Raw genomic sequence first — 21,849 nt, 5'->3', positions numbered from 1 at the left:
GCGGGCCCCGGTGCTAGTCTCCCGACGAGAGGGGGACTTCCGTGACCGACGCCCTGCGCCCCATGACGAAGCAGCGCCTGTACGAGCAGGTGCTGGACCGGTTGCGCCAGTACGTCACCGAGGGCGGCCTGCGCGCCGGCGACCGCCTCCCGCCCGAACGGGACCTGGCCCAGCGGCTCGGTGTCAGCCGTGCCTCGGTGAAGCAGGCGATCGTGGTCCTGGAGGTCCAGGGCCTGGTGGAGGCCCGCCATGGCGGCGGCACCTATCTCGTACGGGACAGCCTCGACGTCGAGCCGGTCGAGCGGATGGTGGAACGCCGCCGGCGCCTGCCCGACGTCCTGGAGGCCCGGGAGGCGCTGGAGACGAAGCTCGCCGAACTGGCCGCCGAACGCCGCACGGACGACGACCTCGCCGCGATGCGGTCGGCGCTCGCCCACATGGCCGAGGAGATCGAGGCGGGCGGCGGGGGAGTGGAGGGCGACCGCCTCTTCCACGCGGCGGTGACGGCGGCCGCCCACAGCGGTCTGCTCGCGGAGTTCATGCGCTCCATCGCCGAGCAGATCGCCGAGAGCCGCACGGAGTCGCTGCGCCAGCCCGGCCGCCCCCACCGCTCCCTGGCCCAGCATCAGGCCATCCTCGACGCGATCGCCGAGGGCCGGCCCCGGCAGGCCGCCGCCGCCATGCGCCGCCACGTCCGCACGGTCGCCAAGGTCCGCCTCCTGGACTGGGACCCGGAGGCGGACCGCTGACCGCCTCCTGACCGCTTCCTGGCCGGCGAACGGCCTGTCGCGGCCCCGGCGCGGTTGTTACCCTGCCCGTCGATCAACTGTTCGTACGTGGAGGGAACCGTCGTGCCCCGTATCGCGCTCGTGACCTGCCGGCCCGGACCCGACATCTCCGAGGATCGGGATCTGCCGGGGCTGGTGCGGGCGCTGGGGGAGGCGGGGGCCGAGGCGTCCGCCGAGGTGTGGGACGACGCCGCCGTCGACTGGGCCGGCTTCGACCTCGTCGTGATCCGCTCCACCTGGGACTACAGCTGGCGGTCGGCGGAGTTCACCGCGTGGGCCGAGCGGTGCGGCATGCTCACCCGGCTGGCCAATCCGGCGGACGTGGTGCGCTGGAACAGCGACAAGCGGTACCTGGGGGAGCTTGCTGCCGCCGGGGTGCCGGTGGTGGACACCCGGTACATCGCGGCGGGCGACCCGCTCGACCTCCCCGACGACCACGAGTACGTCGTCAAGCCCACCTCCGGCGCCGGCGCCCGGTTCGCCGCCCGCTACACCCCCGACGAGCACGACACCGCCGTACGGCACCTGCGGCGCATGCACGCCGAGGGGTTCACCGCGATGGTGCAGCCGTACCTGCGGGGCATCGAGACGTCCGGCGAGCGGGCGCTGCAGTTCTTCGGCGGGAACCTGCTGCACGTGAGCCGCAAGGGGCCCGTCCTCGCCTCCGGTACGCCCTACGACCAGCGCAAGACGGCCCACCCCGGACTGACCGACTGGACCCCGACCCTCGAGGAAACCGCCATCGCCAGAAAGGCGATGGCCTCCGTACCGGGCCGGCCCGAGCTGCTGTACGCGCGCGTCGACCTCGTGGACGGGGACGACGGCCGGCCCCGCGTGATGGAGCTGGAACTGGTCGAACCGAACCTGTTCCTGTGGCTGCACCCGGAGTCGGAGCGCTACGTCGTGGAGGAGATCCTCAAGGCCGCGGTCCGCTGACCTCCGTACGCTGCAGCAGCCCCCACGTGAACTCGGCGACCACCTCGCGCCGTACGCCGCTCGCGTCCGGGGCCGTGAAGGCGAGCCCCCACCGCGTCGGGGCCGAGCCCTCCAGCGGGCGGGCGGGGGCGAAGGCGCGGGCGGCCTCGTCGACCGTGCAGGACCAGGGGGTGAGGTCTTCGACCGTGCGGAGGGCGGGCGGTTCGGCGCCCGGCGCGCGGACCAGCCACTCGTTCCACACCGCGCCGCCCGCCGCCGCCGTCAGCACCTCGAAGCGCAGGCCGGGCCAGAGCGGGACCGGCCACCGCCACGCCTCGCAGTCCAGGTCGCCGATCCTGCGCGGGGTGCGGGACTCCGGCTCGCCGAGGACGGAACGGTAGCGGGAGAGGGCCGGGCGGGAGCGGGGCGAGCGGACCATCGCCTGCCAGCGCTTGTTGGCCTCCCGCATGTCCGCGAGGGAGACGCCCAGCCGGCGCCGGGCGTCCTCCACCGGGCCGGGGTTGTGGTCGGCCATGCGGCGCAGCAGCACGAGCTGGAAGTCGAGCGCGGTGAAGGGGGACTGTTTTCCGGTGGGCACGGGCCCATCTTCGTACGGTGATGGGGGTGGCCATCCCATTGCCCGGGGTCGCCCGGTATCGCTAGCCTGTGTGTTCGCCATTCCGATCGCCTGTTGAAATCTCGAACGACCGCAGGCGCCTGAGACACATTAGGGAGGGGGCCGGTCGTGGGACGCCTCGTACCAGCCGTGACCCGGGCTCTCGACATTCTCGAGCTCTTCCTCGACGGGGACGGCACGCTCTCCGCCCCCGACATCGTGCGCAGGCTCCAACTGCCGCGCACCACCGTCCATGAGCTGGTGACCACGCTCGCCGCCCGGAAGTACATCGTCCCGGTGGCGGGCCAGCCCGGCCGCTACCGGCTCGGCGTACGCCCGTACCAGCTCGGCGCCCGCTACGCCGAGCACCTCGACCTCGCCGCCGAGGGCCAGCAGGTCGCCCGCTCGGTCGCCGAGACCTGCGACGAGACGGTGCACGTGGCGATCCTGGAGGACACCGACGTCATCTACATCGCCAAGGTGGACTCCACCCACGCGGTGCGGATGGTGTCGGCGGCCGGCCGCCGGCTGCCCGCCCACTGCACCTCCGTCGGCAAGATGCTGCTGGCCTCCCTTCCCGAGCACGAACTCACCGCGCGCGTCCCCGACGACGCCGAGCTGCCCGCGATGACCCCCAACAGCATCACCGACGTGGCCGTCCTGCGCGAGACCCTTGCGGAGATCCGCGCCCGGGGCGTCGCCGTGGAGAGCCGCGAGTCCAACCCGGACGTCTCCTGCGTCGCCGCCCCGGTGCGCGACCGTACGGGGCAGGTGGTCGCCGCGCTGTCCATCTCCGTACCGATGATCCGCTGGAGCGACGAGCGGCTCGGCGAGCTGGAGCAGCTCGCCGTGAAGGGCGCCGCCGAACTGTCCGAGCGGCTGGGTTACAGGAGCGTGGCATGACATACACCTACGACGTCGCCGTCCGTGCGGAGGCGACCCTCGGCGAGGGCCCCACCTGGGACCCGGCCGGCGGCCGCCTGCTGTGGATCGACATCCTCGGCTCCCGCGTCCACACCTACGACCCCGCCACCGGCCGGCGCACGGTCCGCCGCACCGACCAGCACGTGGGCGCCGTCAAGCCCCGCGCGGGCGGCGGACTCGTCCTCAACCTGCGGGACGGCATCGGCCTGCTCGACCCCGACGGCGCCTTCCGCTGGCTGCACCGCGAGGCCGTCCCCGGCCGCCGCGCCAACGACGCCGCCGTCGCCCCCGACGGCAGCCTGTGGGCGGGCACCATGCGCTACGACGAGGCGCCCTGCGGCGGCACGCTCTCCCGCGTCACCGGCGACGGCACGGTGGACGTCCTCCTTGACGACGTGGCGGTGAGCAACGGCATCGGCTGGAGCCCGGACGGGCGGCTGATGTACTACATCGACTCGCCGACCCGCCGGATCGACGTCTTCGACGTCGGCGAGGCGGACGGCCGGATCACGAACCGCCGTTCGTTCGCCGCGATCGAGGACGGCGCCGCCTCCCCCGACGGTCTGTGCGTGGACGCCGAGGGCTGCGTGTGGGTCGCCCTGTGGGACGGTGGCGCGGTCCGCCGCTACACCCCCTCCGGGGACCTGGACCGGGTGATCCCGCTCCCCGTCCCCCTCGTCACGGCCTGCGCCTTCGGCGGCCCCGACCTGACGGACCTCTACATCACCACGGCCCGTGTGGGCCTCGACTCCCCGCACCCCCTGGCGGGCTCCCTGCTGGTGATACCGGGCGCGGGCAAGGGGGTGCCCCAGCCGGCGTTCGCGGGCTGACTTCGGATCGCCCCCGCCGCCCCTTCCCGTCCCGAAACTGGGGCTCCGCCCCAGACCCCGCTCCTCGAACTCCCCCGGAGGGGCTGGAATGAGCCCCTCCGGCGTTTGAGGAGCAGGGGTTCGGGGGCAGCGCCCCCGGGATGGGACGGGAAGGGGCGGCGGGGGCGAAAACCCCCTCGGTTCACACCCCCGTGCGGTCGAGCCCGCGCAGGATCTCGCGTTCGCCCGTGGTCAGCGGAGGCTCCACCGATGGCGGCAGCGGGGAGCCGGCCAGGGCCGCCAGTATCGCCGAGGGGCGGAACATGCGGCCCGGTGGCGTGCGCAGGCTGGTGACGTCCCACATCGCCGAAGCCGCCGCGTAGGAGCCCGTCGCCGCCTTCGCCAGCCGCCGCGTGTACGCCGTCATCACCCGCTCGCCGACACCCGGCGGCGTCCCGCCCCGTACGTCCGGGTACAGCACGTCCTGTCCCACCGCCATCGCCCACGCCGGGTCCGCCGCCCGCGCCGCGCCCCGCACCACCCGCCGCCCCAGTCCGGGCGCGCCGATCCCCCCGCCCCGCCCCAGCTCCCGCCCGAGCACCCGCGCCCCGAAGGCCGCCACCGACATCCCGTGCCCGTACGCCGGGTTGAACGTGGCCAGCGCGTCCCCGAGGACCGCGAGGCCCTCCGGCCACCGGGGCATCCGCTCCAGGTACCGCCGTACGTTGCTGGTCGAACGGCTCAGGTGCACGTCGGAGAGCGGCTCCGCGCCGGAGATCAGGCGGCCCACGATGGGGTCGGGCAGGTCGAGGGTGTAGCGCAGGAACCCCGCCGGGTCCGCCGGGGGTTCGCCGCCGCGCGAGCCGCCGCAGCTCACCAGCCAGCGGCCCCCCTCGATCGGCATCACCATCGCGCTCCGGGCCGGCCGGGACACGTACGGGTTGGCCTGCACGATCGTCAGCGGCCACCGTTCCGCCCCGTCCGGCACCCGGTACACGCGCGACGCGTTGACCAGCCCGGAGTCCACCGCCCGTTCCTCCACGCCGGTCAGCCCGAGCCCGTCCAGCCAGCCGGTGATCCGCGTCCCGCGGCCGCTCGCGTCGACGACCAGGTCCGCCTCCAGGTCCGTGTCCCCGCCGGGCGCCGCGATCCGCACCCCGCGCACCCGCCCCGCGGAGCCCGTGAGGCCCACCACCGCCGCCCTGCGGATCTCCACCGGCACCCGTTCCCGTACCGTCGCCCGCACCACCCAGTCCACCAGCGCCCGGCTGCACGTCACCATCGCCGGGCCCTCGCGCCGCCACCGTCGCAGCCAGCCCTCGGGGGTGAGCGCCAGCATCCCGGAGCTGAGCGGGATCTCGTGCGCCCCGGCGGCGAGCAGCCGCCCGCGCAGCCCCGCGCCCGGCAGCAGCTCCTCCATGGCGTCCAGGCCGCCCGCCATCAGCAGATGCGCGTGCCGGCCCTGCGGCAGCCCCTTGCGGTGCTCCGGGCCGTCCGGCAGTTCGTCGCGGTCCAGGACGATCACCTCGTCCGCTCCGGCGCGGGACAGCACCGCCGCGGCCAGCATGCCGGCCAGGCCGGCACCGATGACGACAGCTCTACGCGACATGGGGCTCCTCGGGTTCGGTCACGGTTCCGGTCGGGGAGGACGGCGCCGTGCGCGCGTCGGGTGGGCGGTGCAGCGCCTGCGCCAGTTCCACCAGCCCGCCGGTGCCGGAGACCTCGGTGGCGTGCAGCCGGTACGTTCCGGCGGTCTCGGGGGGTTCCTCGCGGGCGGCGGCCCGGCGTGCCGCGTCGGCGAGCATGGCCGCCTCCGCCGCCAGCCGGGCCTCGTGGGGGGAGCGGCCCGCGCGCAGGGCGGTGTCCCGGACCCGCTCGCGGACCCGGTGGTCGAAGTACGGCGCCAGCGCGAGCAGCGCGTCGTGGATCGACACCTCACGCCACTGCAGCCGCGCCCGCGGCAGCTGCCACCAGGCGGCCCGCGGTTTGGGCGCGGTCGGCACCGGCCCCACCAGCGACCACAGCGGGCCCAGCCGCCGGTAGTCGCCGAGCCCCCGCCACTGGGCGAGGACGGACGGCAGCAGTCTCGGCAGCACGAACCCGGCCGAGCACAGCAGCGCGGCCAGCGAGGCCATCGGCGGGGCGACCGTGGTGGACAGGAAGTCCAGCTCGTGGCCCGTCCAACGGGCCACCAGGGCCGTGTACTTGGTGAGCTGGAAGCCCACCACGTCCAGCAGCGCCCCTCCGAGGATCAGCCGCAGCCCGGTCCGCAGCAGCCCGCCGACCTCGCGCCCCCACTTGACGCAGACGGCGCACATCACCAGCATCGCCGCGCTGTGCCCGACCAGGTAGAGCAGGATCATCTCCCGCATGAACGGGGTGTTGGCGTAGTACGTGTCGAGGTCGGTCAGCCGTTCGGTGTCCGCCTCGGCGAGCGTGAACAGGACGACGATGGCGGCGATCAGCAGCCCGTAGGCGGCCACGCTGCGCAGCACCATGCGCCGCACCCGTTCCCGCGACCCGCCCCGCCAGTTGATCAGCAGCACCAGCACCGCGCAGCTGTACGCGGAGAGCATGCCGTAGGTCAGCGGGGCCCCGAAGTTGGGGACACCGGTGAGGGAGTTGACGCAGGCCAGGGTGGCCGGGGCGGCGCACACGAAGACCAGGGCGCCCAGGACGATCGCCGCGCAGGTGGACAGGGTGAGCGGGTTGCGCGGGGCCGCCGTGCGGGGGCGGCGGAACAGCAGCACGGACGTCATCCCGAACACGAGGGCCGCCAGGTAGACGACGAGACTCATACCGTCCGGCTCCTTGCGTCCGGGGCGCGGTTCACGGGGTCCCCGCCGTGGTCGTACCGCTCGGCACCGCGCCGGCCGCCGGCGCCGGGGCCGCGCCGGCCAGCGCGTCGGCGATCCGGACCAGGGCGGCCGGGTCCGGCACCCGTTCCGGGGACCGGCCGCCGTCGTCGCCGTCGTACGGCGGGACCCGGTGTGCCGGGTCCGCCTCGTCGCGCACCGCGGCGGTGATCACCGCCGCCCACGCGGCGGCCTCCGCGCGCTCCGTCTCCCCCGTCGCCGCCAGCACACCGGCGCGGGTCCGGTCGTACAGCTCCCGGTCGAAGTAGGGGTCCAGGTGGCTCAGCGCGTTGTGGACGCTGGTCTGCCGCCACATCAGCCGGGTGGCGGGGGAGGCGAGCCTGGGCCGGGGCAGCCGCAGCGTCCGGCGGGTGAGGAGGTCGTCCAGCGCCCGCTCCAGCGGTTCCAGCCGGGCGTACGTCCGCCGTGCCCGCCGCCACTCGGTGATCCGGGGCGCCGCCAGCGGCACCAGCACCCCGACGACCGTCAGCAGGGCGCCGAGCCCGGCGGCGGCCGGGGAGACGGTGGTGGCGAGCTTCGACCAGTCCCGCCCGGACCAGCGGGCGCCCACCGCGACCAGCTTGGCCGCGCTGTATCCGGCCCCGCACAGCGAACCGGTGCCGAGCAGCGTCAGCCCCGCCCGCAGTCCGCCCCGTACCCGGCGTGCCCAGCGCAGCGCCGACACGGTGGTGACGGTCACCGCGGTGAGGTGCGCGACCAGGTAGAGCACGATCATCTGGGCGATGAACGGCGTCGTCGCGTAGTAGGTGTCCAGGTCGGTACGGCGTTCCACGGGCGCCTCGCCGAGGGCGAACGTCACCGTGATGCCGAGGACGACGACGGCGTAGGCGAGCAGCCAGCGGCGGGCGGTGCGGCGCACCCGGGGTCCGCCGCGCCAGTGCACGACGAGGAGCTGGGAGGCGGCGCAGTACCCGGTGATCACCACGTAGGTGACCGGCGCCGCGAGGTTCGGCACGTCGCCGATCCGGTTGACGGCGCCGACCGTCGGCGGTGCCCCCAGGAAGAAGCACAGTCCCGCCAGGCCCAGCACCGCGCAGATCGCCCGCAGGTACGGGTCGTGCCGGTGCCGCACCAGGTCGGGGGCCCGCACCAGCAGGCCGAGCCACAGCGCCCCGCAGCTCACGTAGTTGATCAGGCCGCTCATCTCCTGGTCCCGCGGTAGTTGAGCGCGGCGCCGATGCGTCCGGCGAGGTCCCGCGGGTTCCCGGGGTCGCCGCCCTCCGCGGCGTACACCGAGTCGGTGGACGCCTCCAGCCAGGTGCGCAGCCGGCGGCCCATCAGCATGCCGAAGCGGTCGGCCTCCTGCTCCTCGGCCAGGCTGAAGTCGGTGCGCGCGGCGACGGGTCCGGGCCGGTCGCCGGCCTCCGCCTGCCGGCGGTTCATGTGCCACACCTCGTGGCAGAGGATCACGATCTGGTGCCAGACGGCGGCCCGTTCGTCGACCACCACGTCGTCGTGGCCCTCGCGCTCCAGCCACAGTCCGCTCGCCGTGTGCGGGGGGAAGGCCGCCCGGTGGACGACCACGTCACGTCCCCGCCAGGCGCTGACGGAGGCGACCAGTGCCTCGAAGAGGACCTCGGGGTCCGCCGGGACCGGCACCCGGATGGGGCCGATGAGGGCGTCAGCGAGACGACGCATCTCCTTCCTGGTACGCACCGCTGTCTCCCTGTTCCCCTGGGTGTCGCCCGGTCACCTGTGCAATATGCCAAGTCGGGTGCCGTTCCGGCCAGTTCCTTGTGTGACGCGGTCACTCGGTGACCGCCGTGGTGTCCCCGGGTGCCACGGCCAGGGTAGGGGCGCGGGAAGTCCCGCTGTGAGTTCTTGCCCGAACCATTGACGCGCCGGTTCATCACCTCTACGGTCCGTTCGAAGTTACGGGCGCCATCCGATATCTCGAACACTCCATGAATAGATGGGGCAGGGCATGGGACGACCTGGCCTGAATCGCAGGCACCTCCTCACCGGACTGGGCGGGCTGACCGTCGCCGGGAGCTTCGGCTTCGCGGCGCTCGGGACCGGGGCCGACGCGCTCGCCTCCGGCGCGGACACCCGCGTGCGCTACTGGAACCTCTTCAGCGGCGGCGACGGATACAACATGATCGCGATGCTGGACTCCTTCCGTAAGGACAACCCCGGCATCGACGTGAAGGACTCCACCCTCCAGTGGGGCAGCCCCTTCTACACCAAGCTCGCCATGGCCGCGGCGGGCAACCGCGCACCCGACCTCGGCGTCATGCACCTGGGCCGCGTCACCGGCTTCTCACCCGGCCGCCTCCTCGACCCCTGGGACGTCGGCCTGCTCGCCAAGTACGGCGTCAAGGAAGCCGACTTCAACCCCGACCTGTGGAAACGCGCCGTCGTCGACGGCACGCTCTACGCCCTCCCCCTCGACATCCACGTCCAGCTCTGCTTCTACCGCAAGGACGTCCTGAGGAAGGCCGGCCTGCTCGGCGACGACGGCCGGATGATCCCGGTGACGTCGGCAGACCAGTGGTTCGACGTCCTGAAGGAAGCCAAGAAGGCCACCGGGAAGGGCCTGCAGACCATCGGCCTGTGGCACAACGACCAGAACTTCCAGTGGTGGTTCTTCGTCGCCTTCTACACCCAGCTCGGCGGTACCTGGTTCGACGACGCCCACACCCGGGTCACCTTCGACACCGACAAGGCCACCCAGGTCCTGGAGTTCCTGCGCCGCCACATCACCGACGGGTACGCCGACCCGGGCTTCGGCGGCGGCGCGGGCGCCGAACAGTTCGTCAACGGCTCCCCCTTCGCCTGGGAGGGCAACTGGTCGGTGCCGGTCTTCGACGCCGCGAAGGTCGAGTACGGGGCGACGCCCCTGCCGCCCGTCTTCGGCAGACAGGCCACCCACGCCGAATCGCACGCCTTCGTGCTCCCGCACCAGTCCGGCCGCGGCGGCGCCGCCAACGAGGGCGCCCACCGGCTCGCCGCCTACATCGTCCGGCACGCCCGGCAGTGGGCCGCCGGCGGACACATCCCCGCCCACACGCCCACCCTCACCACGGACGCGTACCGCAAGCTCCAGCCGCAGAGCGAGTACGTCTCCGCGATGGACCACCAGGCCACCGAGCCCAAGGTGTGGTTCGCCGGCTCCACCGGCATCCTCGCCCAGCGCGTCGGCCCCCTCGTCGTCTCCTCCACGACGGGCTCCGCCGAGCCTGACACCGTCGCCCGCCGGATGAAGAGCGAACTCACCACGCTCCTCGCCTCGAAGAACCCCATGGACGGCAAGACCGCCGCGCAGGGAGGTGCCGCCGCATGACGACGACCAGCGCCGGGACCGTCATCCGTCCGGCACGCGCCACGACCGCCGCCGACAGCGCCACCGTCCGCCGCAAACAGGGCTTCCAGCACGGCGGCTGGTTCATCGCCCCGTTCCTCGCGCTGTTCGCGCTCTTCGTGATCTGGCCGCTGCTGCGCGGCCTCTACCTCAGTTTCACCGACGCCAACATCTCCGGCGACGGCGCGAGCTTCGTCGGCCTCGACAACTACCGCGAGGCCCTCGACGACCCCCTGGTGTGGGAATCGCTCGGCCACAGCGCGTACTTCACACTCCTGGTCGTCCCCTGCATCACCGTCCTCGCCTTCCTCCTCGCCATGCTCGCCCACCACATCGAGCGCGGGAAGTGGCTGTGGCGGCTCTGCTTCTTCCTGCCGTTCCTGCTGCCGTCCACCGTCGCCGCCAACCTCTGGCAGTGGCTGTTCAACCCCGGCACCGGCATGATCAACCACGTCTTCGGCATCGAGACACCCTGGCTGACCGACAAGTCGTACGCCATGCTCGCCATCGTCGTCACCACCCTGTGGTGGACCGTCGGCTTCAGCTTCCTGCTCTACCTCGCCGCCCTCCAGGGCATCCCCGCCCACCTCTACGAGGCCGCCGAACTCGACGGCGCGAACGCCTGGCACCGCATGGTCCGCATCACCCTGCCGATGCTGCGCAACATCACCGGCCTGGTCGTCGCCCTGCAGATCCTCGTCTCGCTCCAGGTCTTCGACCAGGCCGTGGTGATCCAGGACTTCGGCCCCGGCCCGGAGGGCTCGACCCGCACCTTCGTGCAGTACACCCTCGAAGAGGGTTTCACCAGCTACCGCGTGGGCTACGCCTCCGCCATCTCCATCATCTTCTTCGTGATCATCGCGGCCGTCGCCCTCGCCCGGATGTGGCTGCTGCGCAACCGTGAGGAGGGCGGCCGATGACCACCGCCGCACAGCAGACACCGGTCAAGCCCCGCCGCCCCTGGACACCCGGCCAGATCGTCCTCACCCTCCTCGGCACCGCCGTCTCCGCCGTCTTCCTCGCCCCGCTCGCCTGGGCCCTGTTCACCTCCCTCAAGTCGGAGACCGAGGCCGTCGAGGTACCGACGCACTGGCTGCCGAAGGAGTGGACCGGCCAGGCCTGGACGGCCATCTTCGAGACCGGCAACATCACCGACTGGTTCGTGAACTCCCTGGTGGTGTCCGTCTGCGTGACGACGATCGTGCTGGTGACCAGCGCCCTCGCCGGATACGGCTTCGCCCGCACCGAGTTCCGCGGCAAGAACATCCTGATGGGCGTCGTCATGGCCGGCCTCATGGTCTCCCCGGCCGTGCTCGGCGTCCCCCTGTTCACCACCGTCCAGCAGATGGGCATGGTCGACACCTACTGGGGCATGATCCTGCCGCAGTGCGCGCCCGCCGCGATGGTCTACATCCTCTACAAGTTCTTCCAGGGCGTCCCGCGCGAACTGGAGGAGGCCGCCTTCATCGACGGAGCCGGCCGCTGGCGCGTCTTCCTCACCATCATCGTGCCGCTCTCCCGCCCCTCCCTCGCGGCCGTCGGCATCTTCACCTTCATCAGCTCCTGGAACAACTTCCTGTGGCCCTACATGGTCACCAACAACCCCGACCTGATGACCATGCCGAACGGCATCGCGACCGTCATGAACTCCTACGGCATCCAGTGGGCCCAGCTCATGGCCGGCGGACTCATGGCGGGCCTGCCCCTGATCGTCGTCTTCGTCTTCTTCCAGCGCCAGATCGTGGCGGGCGTCGCCCACACCGGCCTGGCCGGCCAGTGACGAAGCCGGCCACCACGCCCCCGCACCCGCACCCGAGAACGCAGCGAAAGGAACCCATGCGCACCGCCCGTTTCACCCTGGACCCCGCCTTCACCGTAGGTGAGGTGAACCCCCGTCTCTTCGGATCGTTCGTAGAACACCTGGGCCGCTGCGTGTACACCGGCATCTTCGAACCGGACCACCCCACCGCGGACGAGGCCGGCCTCCGTCAGGACGTCCTCGACCTCGTCAGGGAACTCGGCGTCACCACCATCCGCTACCCCGGCGGCAACTTCGTCTCCGGCTACAAGTGGGAGGACTCCGTCGGCCCCGTCGAGGACCGCCCCCGCCGCCTCGACCTCGCCTGGCGCTCCACCGAGACCAACCGCTTCGGCCTCTCCGAGTACATCGCGTTCCTGAGGAAGATCGGCCCCCAGGCCGAGCCCATGATGGCCGTCAACCTCGGCACCCGGGGCGTCGCCGAGGCCCTGGAGCTCCAGGAGTACGCCAACCACCCCTCCGGCACCGCCCTGTCGGACCTGCGCGTCGAACACGGCGACAAGGACCCGTTCGGCATCCGCCTGTGGTGCCTCGGCAACGAGATGGACGGCCCCTGGCAGACCGGCCACAAGACCGCCGAGGAGTACGGCCGGATCGCCGCCGAGACCGCCCGCGCCATGCGCCAGATCGACCCCGGTGTCGAACTCGTCGCCTGCGGCTCCTCCGGCCAGTCCATGGAGACCTTCGCCGAGTGGGAGGCGACGGTCCTCAAGGAGACGTACGACCTGGTCGACCACATCTCCCTGCACGCCTACTACGAGCCGCTCGACGGCGACGTCGACTCCTTCCTCGCCTCCGCCGTCGACATGGAGTCCTTCATCGAGAACGTGGTCGCCACCTGCGACCACGTCGGTGCCCGTCTGAAGTCCAAGAAGAGGATCAACCTCTCCTTCGACGAGTGGAACGTCTGGTACATGGCCAAGACCCAGGCCGAGGTGAGCGCCCTGGACTGGCCCGAGGCACCCCGCCTCCTGGAGGACAACTACAGCGTCATGGACGCGGTCGTCTTCGGCTCGCTCCTGATCGCCCTGCTCCGGCACGCCGACCGCGTCACCGTCGCCTGCCTCGCCCAGCTCGTCAACGTGATCGCCCCGATCATGACCGAGCCCGGCGGCCCGGCCTGGCGGCAGACGACGTTCTTCCCGTTCGCCCAGGCCTCGAGGTACGGCCGCGGTGAGGTGCTCGACGTCCGCGTGGACTCACCGACGTACGAGACGAAGAGGTACGGCGAGGCCGACCTGCTGCACGCCACCGCCGTGCGCGCCGGGGACGGCACGGTCACCGTGTTCGCCGTCAACCGCAGCCGCACCGAGCCGCTGCCGCTGGACGTCGCCCTGGGCGGCCTCGGCCTCACCTCGGTCGTCGAGCACAGCGCCCTCGCGGACGCCGACCCCGACGCCCGCAACACCCTCGCCGAGCCCGAGCGGGTCGTCCCGCACCCGGTCGACGGCACGGCCCTGGACGACGGCCGGCTCTCCGCCGTACTGGAGCCGCTGTCCTGGAACGTGATCCGGCTGGCGTGAGCCGCCCGGCGGTGGGCTCACCCGACGGGCCGTCTCCCGGGTGAGTCCACCGCCTTCACCGGCACCCCGCCCCGCACCGCGCCCAGCAGCGTCAGCCGCACGTCACGCGGGCCCGAGGGGGTGGTCCCGTCGGACAGCACCGCCAGGGCCAGGGTGTTGGTCCCCCGGGTGCGCAGGATCCCGTTCGGCAGGACGAAGGTGTGCTGGGGGCCCACATCGTTGATGTACTGGCCCATGTTCCAGCCGTTGAGGAAGATCTGGACCCGGTAGGCGCGCTCCGGGTCGTCGTCGATCGTGAGCCCGACCGAGGCGTCCACGCCGGCGGGCACGTCCAGCCGGAAGTCCGTCCGGCACCAGGTCACCCCCTGCCGCCGCACCTCCCGCGGGAAGTCCGCGGTCCGCCACTCCCGGTCGTCGAAGCCGGGCAGATGCCAGCCCTCCCGCTCCCCGTACAGGCCGCCGTTGTTCAGCGGCCCGCGCACCCGGTCCGGTGCCGCGGCGCCCTGGATCCGCCACTCCACGTCCCGGGAGCGGCCCCCGAAGCCGACGGCGACCAGCCCGCGCGCGGCCTTGTGCGTGCCCTGCGCCCGCTCGTCCCCGTCGTGCTGCATCGGCCGTACGAGCACCGACAGCACGTGCGGGCCCCGCTCGCGCCGCTTCTCGGGCACGTCGAAGGAGGCCGTCGCCGTCCATGTGCCCCGCCGGGCGGTGTCCGCGTCCGGCACCGGCATGCGGTGCGTGCCCAGCGGGCGGCCGTCCAGCCAGGCCATCAGCAGTCCCTGCGTACCGGTGCTGTAGGACAGCGACACGGATGCGACATCGCGCGTGTCCTCGAACCGCCCCCGGTACCAGACGTCGCCGTGGTGGAATCCGTAGTCGTCCGCGAAGAGGACGGGGCCGCCCCCGGGCACGGGCGTGGTGCTGTGCGACGACGTGAGATCGGCGGCCGGCCACGCCGAGTCGTCGAAACCGGTCTCGGCCTCCGGGTTCTCCGCCTGCCTGCGCCAGCCCCTCAGCGCGGGCAGCCGCACCTCGGGCACGTCCGGCATCAGCTCCTCCGCCACCAGGCTCCCGGCCCGGCTGACCCGGGTGCGCACCGGCCGCCCGTTCCAGGTCACGGCGGTGATCCCGCGCGGTGCCCACACCTCCAGGCCCATCCCGCCGACGTGGTCGCCGACGAGGTGGGCGGTGGAGCCGCGCAGGGTGACCGAGCGGAGCAGCGCCGGGCCGTGGACCAGCAGCGGGCCGGACGGGGTCTCGTACGGCCACAGGTGCAGCGCCGTCGCGTCGTCGGCGAACAGCAGCAGCATGGGCGTCTCGGAGTCCCCGCCCTCGACCAGCACCCTGCTCAGCCCGCCCACCCCGAGCGGCACCACGACGTTCAGCCTGCCCCGGTCGTAGGACCATCCGGGCTCGGCGTCCAGCCGGCTGGTGAGCGGCTCGGTGTCGCAGTCCAGTGCGACCTGCGCCGTCTCACCGGCGCGGCCCGTGAACAGGGCGATGTCCTGCCGCCCGACGGTCATGTTCAGCATGGGCTGCGCGGTGGTGTACGCCAGTGTCCGCCGGCCCAGTTCCAGGCCGGTGGTGAGCAGTTTGGCGTCGTGGGCGCCGACGGTGACCGGCACGTCGATGCCGGTGTCCGGCAGCATCGAGCCGACCGGCTGCGCGGAGTCGTTGTGCAGGACGTAGACCTGGGCGCCGGTGTCGGGGTTGGCCAGGTGGCGCACCTTCAGCCGGTCGTCCTCGGCCCGTACCTCCTTCGCCGGGTCCAGCCGGGCGAGGTCGGGCACGGTCCGCAGCAGATGGCCGAGCTGCTGGAGCGCGGCCAGCTTCGGCGTGGGCCGGCGGCCCTCGTCGATCGCCGCCCCGTGGTCGTACGAGGTGTAGACGTCCGGCGCGGGCAGCCAGCCCCACGAGGTCCCGCCGAACGCCACGCGGACGTTGTGCACGGTGACGCCGTCGGCGAGGCTCGCGAGGCGCTCGCGCCGCTCGCGGGCCGCGTCGTGCGTCCGCCGCACCTGCGCGTACCCCTTGCCGCCGGAGGTGGCCCCGCCCCAGGGATCGGACGCCCCGCCGGCCGCCCCGGTGAGCATGCCGGGTGCCTGCCGGCCGAGGCGCCCGTCCGCGTGGAAGAGCGGTACGTCGATGCGGTCGGCACGCGCCTTGTCGTACAGGCGGGTCAGGTAGGCCCGTCCGGCCGGCTCGTCGGCGAAGACGTCGAACCCGTCCTCGAACTGGTACAGCAGCACGGTGCCGCCGCCCGCGGTGAACAGGTGCCGGACGGCGATGCGGTCGACGGCGCTCAGCCACTCGTCGACGTGCCGCAGGTACTCCGGGTCGGCGATGCGGGAGCGGCCCCCGGTGGCCGTCAGCCACCCGGGCAGGCCGCCGGCGTCGAGATCGGCGGAGCCGAGGTGCGGGCCGGGCCGCAGGATGACGTACAGCCGCTCCTCGGCGGCCATGGTCAGGAAGAGGTCCAGGTCCCGCACGCCGGTGAAGTCGTACGTCCCGGGGGCGGGGGAGTGGTGGTTCCACGGCACGGGGACGCCGACCGCGTTGCACCCCGCCGCGCGCAGCTTCTGCAGCACGTCCCGCCACAGGGACGGGCTGGGCAGCCGGAAGGGGTGCAGCTCGCCGGACCACAGCACCAGGCGCCGGCCGTCGACCAGCAGCGAGTACCGGTCGTGGCCGATCCGGTGCCGTCTGCCGTCCGCGCTCGGGGGAGGGGGCGGCGGACCCGTCGGCACGCCGCGCGGTCCGTGCGCGCCGGTCGCCGCTCCGCCGCTGCCGGCCAGCGCGAGACCGAGCGCCGCCGTACCGGCCAGGGCGGTGAAGGTACGCCTGCTGAGCTCCAAGGGAGCGCCTCCTGCTTGTACTGCCACACGGGGTGCCGGTGGGACATTGTCCATGAACCGGCGCCTTCGCGTTCACACGAGGGTTCCGGTACGTCTGTTTCCTCCCGTTCCGGTGTGACGGAAGTGAATGGCCGGAGTTCGCCCTGTCCGCCGGTCGCGGGGCTTCGTACGATGCGACCGCTCCCGGCCTTCACCGCACCTTCATGCCTCCTTCACGAGGGCGGGAGCACATGTATGCGCCTTGTTGGCATGTACATGACGCTTCAACCACCCCCCACCGAAGGACGGAGAACCATGGCAGGTGGAATGCTTCTCGGTGCGGCGGCAGCCGCGCTCCTCGCCGCCGCGTTACCCGCGCACGACCCGTCGGCCGGTTTCGAGGACCCGCCGCCGGACAAGATCGTCATCAAGGTCGCCACAGTGAACGGTTCCGGCTGCCCCCAGGGCACCGCCGCGGTCGCCGTCTCCGCGGACAACACCGCCTTCACCGTGACGTACAGCGACTACCTCGCCCAGGCCGGCGGGGACTCCGACCCCACGGCCTTCCGCAAGAACTGCCAGCTCAGCCTGCTGGTGCACGTCCCCCAGGGCTTCACCTACGCCATCGCCAGCGCCGACTACCGGGGCTTCGCCTCGCTCCAGCCCGGCGCGAGGGGGACGCAGCGGGCGTCGTACTACTTCCAGGGCTCCCCGAACACGGAGTACCGCAGCCACCCCTTCGCGGGCCCCTACGACGACAACTGGCAGGCCACGGACGAGACCGACTGGGCCCAGCTCGTCTACGCGCCCTGCGGGGTCCAGCGCAACTTCAACATCAACACGGAGCTGCGGGTGAGCGCGGGCAGCTCGTCCTCCGACGAGGTCAGCTTCATGACCATGGACTCCACGGACGGGGACATCAGCACCGTGTACCACCTCGCGTGGAAGGAGTGTCCGCAGGACTGACCGGCCGCCGGTGCGCGGGCGGGCCGGCGCGGACGCGCGGGCCCGCCCGCTTCGACTGTATGGCTCAACAACCTTTGTCATGAAGCGAGTTGAAGCTCCACACTTTCTTCGCACGTGTGTGCGCGGCGGTCTGTGCCGCAGGAGCCGGGGGTGGATGGGATGAGTGCTCGGTCATTGCCGCGTGAGTACCGGATCAGCCAGGGGCGGGCCACCGGCGTCGTGGCCGCCGTGGGGGTGACGAGCGTGCTCGGCATGCTCCCCCTCTGGACCGCGGAGGACCTCTCCGCCCCGGTGAAGTGGTCGGTCACCCTTCCCCTCTTCGTGCTCGTCGCCTGGCTCGTCACCGCTTCCCTCCGCGCCTCCACCACCGCGGACCTCAAGGGCATCCGGGTCAGGGGCTTCACGGGCACGCGGCGACTGGCCTGGGAGGAGATCCAGGACATCCGGGTCGAGATCAACCCCGGCGCGGGCGCCCAGCAGGGCCCGGCGCGGACCGACTTCGTCTCGTACGCCTACCGGGCCGACGGCAGACGGGTGCAGCTGATGTACCTGGACGACGCGACCGTCGACCTGGAGCGCGAGGTCGGCGTGCTGCGCGCCGCGTGGGAGGAACCGCGCGGTGCGGACTGGACGCGCTCGCCCGACGTCGCCCGCCGCATCGAACGCGGCGAGGCGCGCAGGCTGGCGCTGATGTCCGGTTTCGCGTGGGCGATGCTGGCGTTCGTCCCGCTGGTGGTGCTGATGTTCGTCCCGCTGTTCGCGGACGTCCCCGGGCCGCTGGAGACGGGCCTGTCCCCCTTCGTCGTCCTGGGCGTGGGCCTCCCCGCCGTCTTCGTCACCGCGGCGGTCCTGTCCTACCGCAAGCGCGTCCGCCTCCTGTCCGGAGGGGAGTGACATCCTCCCCTCCCTTCGGGGAGGGGATTCCCGGCTCGGGCCGTCGTCGGGGGCCGGTGCCGCGCGGGGCATTGACGCGCAAGTGGTTCGATTCTACGGTCCGTTCGAACTTGCGATCGCCGTTCGGAATTCCGAACGACCTCCTCACCCCCACCGCAAGGAGAACCCCGCATGAGCCGCACCCTCCGCAAGCGCACCGCCCTTCTCGCGATCCCCACCGCCGCCCTTCTGGCGCTGATGCCGACCACCGCCTCGGCGTACCCCAACCCCGGCCGCGTCACCGGGTCCGTCGTCACGCACGACCCGTCGATGATCCGGACCTCCTCCGGGCAGTACCTGCTCTACGCCACCGGCGGCGGCATCAGCAACAAGACCTCCACCGACCGCATCGCCTTCTCCGCCGGCGCCGACGCGTTCTCGTCCCGCCCGGGCTGGTGGCGCACCTACTCCTCCGTGCCGGAGGCCTGGGCGCCGGACATCTCGTACCACGGCGGCAAGTACCTGATGTACTACTCCGTCTCCTCGTTCGGCTCGAACACCTCCGCCATCGGCCTGGCCGGCTCGGCCACCGGACAGCCGGGAAGCTGGACCGACTACGGGACCGTCTACACCTCGAACTCCTCCAGCGACTACAACGCCATCGACCCCAACCTCTTCGTCGACGACGACGGCAAGTGGTGGCTGTCCTTCGGCAGTTGGTGGACCGGGATCAAGATGATCCGGATCAACCCCTCCACCGGCAAGCAGCTCTCGTCCGACACCACCCGCTACTCGCTGGCCTCCCGCCCTACCGGGACGAAGGCCGTCGAGGCGCCGTTCGTCGTCAAACGGAACGGCTACTACTACCTCTTCGCCTCGTACGACACCTGCTGCGCCGGCACGAGCTCCACCTACAAGGTCAAGGTCGGCCGCGCCACCAGCGTCACCGGGCCCTACCGCGACAAGAACGGCGTCGCGATGACGAACAACGGCGGCACGCCCGTCCTCGAGTCGCACGGCAGCGTCATCGGCCCCGGCGGCCAGTCGATCATGAACGACGTCGACGGGGACCTGATCGTCTACCACTACTACGACGGCAACGACAACGGCACCCCCAAGCTCGGCATCAACCTCCTGAACTGGAGCAGCGGCTGGCCCGTCGCCTACTGACCGCGCCGCCCGTCCGCCCGCCCGCGGGGTCACTCCGTGCTGTCGTGGCCCCGCAGGTGGAGCGAGCGGAGGGCCACCTCGATGGCGAAGCGGTGGTCGGGGTCGGCGAGCCGGTCGCCCAGGTGGGTGTCCAGCATCCGCAGGCGGTAGCGGACGGTCTGGGCGTGCACGCCCAGGATCTCGCCGACCTGTTCGGCGGACGCCCGGGTGGAGACGTGGACCCGGAGGGTCTCGACGAGCCGGTCGCGCCGCTTGGCGGGCAACGCGTCGAGCGCGGCCAGTTCACGCGCCGCGACACGGTCGACGAGGGCGGAGTCGGACAGCAGCCACAGGGTCGTCAGGTGATCCTCGCAGTGGATCAGCGGGGCGTCGGGGATGACGTCGTCGTCGACGAGCTGGAGCACACGGCGGGCCCAGCGGACGGAGTCGGCGGCCTGCGTGACCGGCACGGTCAGGCCCACCACGGCACGGGTGCCGGCCAGGGCCGTACGGATCATGTCGAGGCGCCGGGGGGTGAGGTCCCCGGGGACCAGCAGGTGCGGCTGCGGTATGTCCAGGTCGGCGAGGACGTCCCGGTCGAGGCCCGCCTGGATGTGTTCCGGCACCGGAAGGCGCAGGGCGACGAGGAAGCACGAGCGGGGCAGCTCCCAGGCGGCGGCCTTGCACAGTTCGGAGAGGGCCGTCCGGGGCATCGGCGAGGAGGCCAGGAGGAAGTGCAGTAACTGTCTGCGTAACGCCGACTCCTCGGAGGCGGCCCGCTCCCGCACCTCCGCGTACCCCTCGCGGGTGACCGCCTCCAGTTCCTCGACGTACGCGAAGAGGGCGTCGGCGAAGGCGAGGATCAGCGCGGGGGAGAGGCTGTACTGCCGTCCCAGTGTCTTGGCCCGGCGCAGTGCGATGCGGGCGCCGAGCCGGTAGGCGCCCTGCAGGACCTCCAGGTCACGGCCCTCGTAGGCCTCCACCCGGCCGAATCTGCGCAGCAGTTCGTCCCGCAGTTCCGAGCTGCTGGAGGGGTCGGCCACCCGGTCCACGAAGGCGGTCAGCGCCTGTTCGACGCCCTGGCGGATCGCGTCCCCGTCCGGGCCGTTGAGCAGCCTGCCGTACACCGGGTAGGTGCGGGTGACCTCGGTCCGTATCTCGTTCAGCAGCCCCGGGAGCAGGGGCCGCATGAAGGCCGCGAACTTCTTGGGGAGCGGGTCGAGCGGTTCACCGAGCACCGGGGGACGCGCGCTTGAGGGCATGAGTGATCCCTTGCTCTCCGACAGGTCCGGTGGGGCGGCCGGCCGGCCGGGCCCCGCCCTCGTCGGGGCGGCACCCGGACCGGTCCACCGGGGGTCACCGGCTTGGAAACCTGACGGTAAATCAACTTCGGTGTGTTGTACATCACTTGTGGAGGAATCGCGTCATGGTGGTGAGGGCCGGCTGCCGGGACGGCCGCGCGGTGATGGTGCCCGGGCGGCTACTCGGCGGCGGAGTGCCAGTTCTCCGCCAGGACCTTGCCGGCGTCGGGGGCGGCGGTCCCGGGGGCGTTGAGACCGGTGAGGTGGGTCCGTGTGTCGTTCAGGGTCAGGCTGTTGTTCCCGGAGGCGGAGGGCAGCCCGGTCTTCGCGTTGACCGCGGCGTTGATCAGGCCGATGTTCAGGCCGCAGCCGGTGGCGCCGGGGACCGCGAAGGTGCTGTCGTTCTGGGTGGCGCCGGTGAGGTCGATCCGGCTCATCTCGCCGGCCTCGTCGGGGGTGCCGTCGCCCCGGAAGAAACTCATCCCGAAGGCCGGGTACTGGCGGTTCTCGGGGCGCAGCACGATCGGGTCGGCGGCCGTTCCGATGTAGCACCTGCTGCCCAGGAGCGGGTTCTCCAGGTGGATGCGGACCGGCAGGGCGATGATGGGCGTGTCCGTGAGGACGCCCGCGGTCTGGTCGAAGGCGTAGGGCGCGCCGACGGACTCCATGGTCGCGGTGATCTTGTTGAGGCTGGAGTTCTCCAGTGACTCGCAGATGCCCGTGATCACGAAGATGTCGCTCGGGCACATCAGGCCGAGCAGTCCGCCGGGCACGGTGGCGGGCTCGGCGACCAGCGCGCCGGAGGCCGGGGCGACCACGCTGCTGGTGCCGTCCGCGTTCTGGACGACGCCGATCTGGAGGTTGGTCCTGCCGGTGGTCACGGTGGTGTCGCCCAGCTTGATGGAACCGCTCGCCGAGGTGGACACCACGCACTGCGGGGTCCGCTCGAAGCCGTCGGCGGCCAGCATCGCCGGGGCGTCCACGGGACAGCGGGTGAAGGGGGCCCACTCGCCGTTCAGCGCGGGGCCGGCGGCGGTCGCCGTGCCCAGGGAGGCGAAGGCGCCGAGCGCGGTCAGGGCGGAGACGGCGGCGAGCCGGGCGCGGGAGGAGATCGGGGGCATGGTGGTGGCCTTCCGTGGAGGTGGGAGGGGCGGA

19 protein-coding genes are annotated in these 21,849 nt (G+C 72.3%); 11 read left to right on the top strand and 8 right to left on the bottom strand.

Annotated elements, in window-relative coordinates; translation table 11 throughout:
• The first annotated feature begins 41 nt into the window (after positions 1-41).
• Complete coding sequence (locus tag IH50_RS0110380) at positions 42-749, top strand: FadR/GntR family transcriptional regulator (protein WP_030859664.1); 708 nt, start codon at positions 42-44, stop codon at positions 747-749.
• 102 nt (positions 750-851) lie between these two features.
• Entirely contained in the window at positions 852-1,724 is an 873-nt protein-coding gene (locus IH50_RS0110375) for an ATP-grasp domain-containing protein (RefSeq protein ID WP_030859662.1), read from the top strand.
• Here IH50_RS0110375 and IH50_RS0110370 read toward each other — a convergent pair.
• Positions 1,705-2,340: a hypothetical protein gene (locus tag IH50_RS0110370; protein WP_051767238.1), complete on the bottom strand. Its 636-nt coding sequence runs from the start codon at positions 2,338-2,340 to the stop codon at positions 1,705-1,707. The two genes, IH50_RS0110375 and IH50_RS0110370, sit on opposite strands and share 20 nt — an antisense overlap.
• 108 nt (positions 2,341-2,448) lie before the next feature.
• On the opposite strand from IH50_RS0110370, the gene IH50_RS0110365 reads away from it, so the two are divergent.
• Positions 2,449-3,222 (top strand): IclR family transcriptional regulator, encoded by a 774-nt coding sequence (locus IH50_RS0110365; RefSeq protein ID WP_030859657.1) that lies wholly within the window; start codon positions 2,449-2,451, stop codon positions 3,220-3,222.
• Positions 3,219-4,073: an SMP-30/gluconolactonase/LRE family protein gene (locus IH50_RS0110360; protein ID WP_030859655.1), complete on the top strand. Its 855-nt coding sequence runs from the start codon at positions 3,219-3,221 to the stop codon at positions 4,071-4,073. The genes IH50_RS0110365 and IH50_RS0110360 overlap by 4 nt, the downstream gene beginning before the upstream one ends.
• A gap of 181 nt (positions 4,074-4,254) precedes the next feature.
• Here IH50_RS0110360 and IH50_RS0110355 read toward each other — a convergent pair whose 3' ends face one another.
• Genes IH50_RS0110355 through IH50_RS0110340 form a run of 4 tightly spaced genes read right to left on the bottom strand, consistent with a single transcriptional unit; the run spans position 4,255 to position 8,566 of the window.
• On the bottom strand, positions 4,255-5,661 hold the full coding sequence (locus IH50_RS0110355; RefSeq protein ID WP_107062006.1) for an NAD(P)/FAD-dependent oxidoreductase: 1,407 nt from the start codon (positions 5,659-5,661) through the stop codon (positions 4,255-4,257).
• Positions 5,651-6,850, bottom strand: a complete 1,200-nt coding sequence (locus IH50_RS0110350) for an MAB_1171c family putative transporter (protein ID WP_030859650.1) — start codon at positions 6,848-6,850, stop codon at positions 5,651-5,653. The genes IH50_RS0110355 and IH50_RS0110350 overlap by 11 nt, the downstream gene beginning before the upstream one ends.
• 31 nt (positions 6,851-6,881) lie before the next feature.
• Positions 6,882-8,072 carry an MAB_1171c family putative transporter gene (locus IH50_RS0110345; RefSeq protein ID WP_030859647.1) on the bottom strand — a complete coding sequence of 397 codons (1,191 nt, stop codon included), beginning with the start codon at positions 8,070-8,072 and terminating at the stop codon, positions 6,882-6,884.
• Positions 8,069-8,566 (bottom strand): toxin, encoded by a 498-nt coding sequence (locus tag IH50_RS0110340; protein WP_234328120.1) that lies wholly within the window; start codon positions 8,564-8,566, stop codon positions 8,069-8,071. The genes IH50_RS0110345 and IH50_RS0110340 overlap by 4 nt, the downstream gene beginning before the upstream one ends.
• A gap of 286 nt (positions 8,567-8,852) precedes the next feature.
• Here IH50_RS0110340 and IH50_RS0110335 point away from each other — a divergent pair, with 286 nt between their 5' ends.
• From IH50_RS0110335 to IH50_RS0110320, 4 genes are read left to right on the top strand one after another with little or no spacing between them, the layout of a single operon-like run.
• Entirely contained in the window at positions 8,853-10,211 is a 1,359-nt protein-coding gene (locus tag IH50_RS0110335; protein ID WP_030859642.1) for an extracellular solute-binding protein, read from the top strand.
• Positions 10,208-11,149, top strand: a complete 942-nt coding sequence (locus tag IH50_RS0110330; protein ID WP_030859640.1) for a carbohydrate ABC transporter permease — start codon at positions 10,208-10,210, stop codon at positions 11,147-11,149. The genes IH50_RS0110335 and IH50_RS0110330 overlap by 4 nt, the downstream gene beginning before the upstream one ends.
• Positions 11,146-12,009, top strand: a complete 864-nt coding sequence (locus IH50_RS0110325) for a carbohydrate ABC transporter permease (protein WP_030859638.1) — start codon at positions 11,146-11,148, stop codon at positions 12,007-12,009. Before IH50_RS0110330 ends, IH50_RS0110325 begins: the two co-directional genes overlap by 4 nt.
• A gap of 56 nt (positions 12,010-12,065) precedes the next feature.
• On the top strand, positions 12,066-13,571 hold the full coding sequence (locus IH50_RS0110320) for an alpha-N-arabinofuranosidase (protein WP_030859637.1): 1,506 nt from the start codon (positions 12,066-12,068) through the stop codon (positions 13,569-13,571).
• A gap of 17 nt (positions 13,572-13,588) precedes the next feature.
• On the opposite strand, the gene IH50_RS0110315 is transcribed toward IH50_RS0110320, so the two are convergent.
• Positions 13,589-16,426: a beta-galactosidase gene (locus IH50_RS0110315; RefSeq protein ID WP_030859635.1), complete on the bottom strand. Its 2,838-nt coding sequence runs from the start codon at positions 16,424-16,426 to the stop codon at positions 13,589-13,591.
• A gap of 294 nt (positions 16,427-16,720) precedes the next feature.
• Here IH50_RS0110315 and IH50_RS0110310 point away from each other — a divergent pair, with 294 nt between their 5' ends.
• The 3 genes from IH50_RS0110310 (at position 16,721) to IH50_RS0110300 (ending at position 19,414) form a co-directional block, all read left to right on the top strand.
• A complete protein-coding gene (locus IH50_RS0110310) occupies positions 16,721-17,371 on the top strand; it encodes a DUF4360 domain-containing protein (protein WP_030859633.1) in 651 nt (216 codons plus the stop codon).
• A gap of 159 nt (positions 17,372-17,530) precedes the next feature.
• The gene (locus IH50_RS0110305) at positions 17,531-18,265 is read left to right on the top strand and encodes a PH domain-containing protein (RefSeq protein ID WP_107062005.1); all 735 of its coding nucleotides are present in this window, start codon (positions 17,531-17,533) and stop codon (positions 18,263-18,265) included.
• Between the two features lie 171 nt (positions 18,266-18,436).
• Positions 18,437-19,414 carry an arabinan endo-1,5-alpha-L-arabinosidase gene (locus IH50_RS0110300; RefSeq protein ID WP_030859628.1) on the top strand — a complete coding sequence of 326 codons (978 nt, stop codon included), beginning with the start codon at positions 18,437-18,439 and terminating at the stop codon, positions 19,412-19,414.
• A gap of 29 nt (positions 19,415-19,443) precedes the next feature.
• Here IH50_RS0110300 and IH50_RS0110295 read toward each other — a convergent pair whose 3' ends face one another.
• Positions 19,444-20,655, bottom strand: a complete 1,212-nt coding sequence (locus IH50_RS0110295; protein WP_030859626.1) for a helix-turn-helix domain-containing protein — start codon at positions 20,653-20,655, stop codon at positions 19,444-19,446.
• A 218-nt stretch (positions 20,656-20,873) separates the two neighbouring features.
• Positions 20,874-21,815: a hypothetical protein gene (locus tag IH50_RS0110290; protein WP_030859625.1), complete on the bottom strand. Its 942-nt coding sequence runs from the start codon at positions 21,813-21,815 to the stop codon at positions 20,874-20,876.
• Between the last annotated feature and the right edge of the window lie 34 nt (positions 21,816-21,849).

The organism is Streptomyces sp. NRRL S-37 (assembly GCF_000721605.1).
Taxonomy (GTDB): domain Bacteria; phylum Actinomycetota; class Actinomycetes; order Streptomycetales; family Streptomycetaceae; genus Streptomyces.
This window is presented reverse-complemented; position numbering and strand designations above follow the sequence as displayed.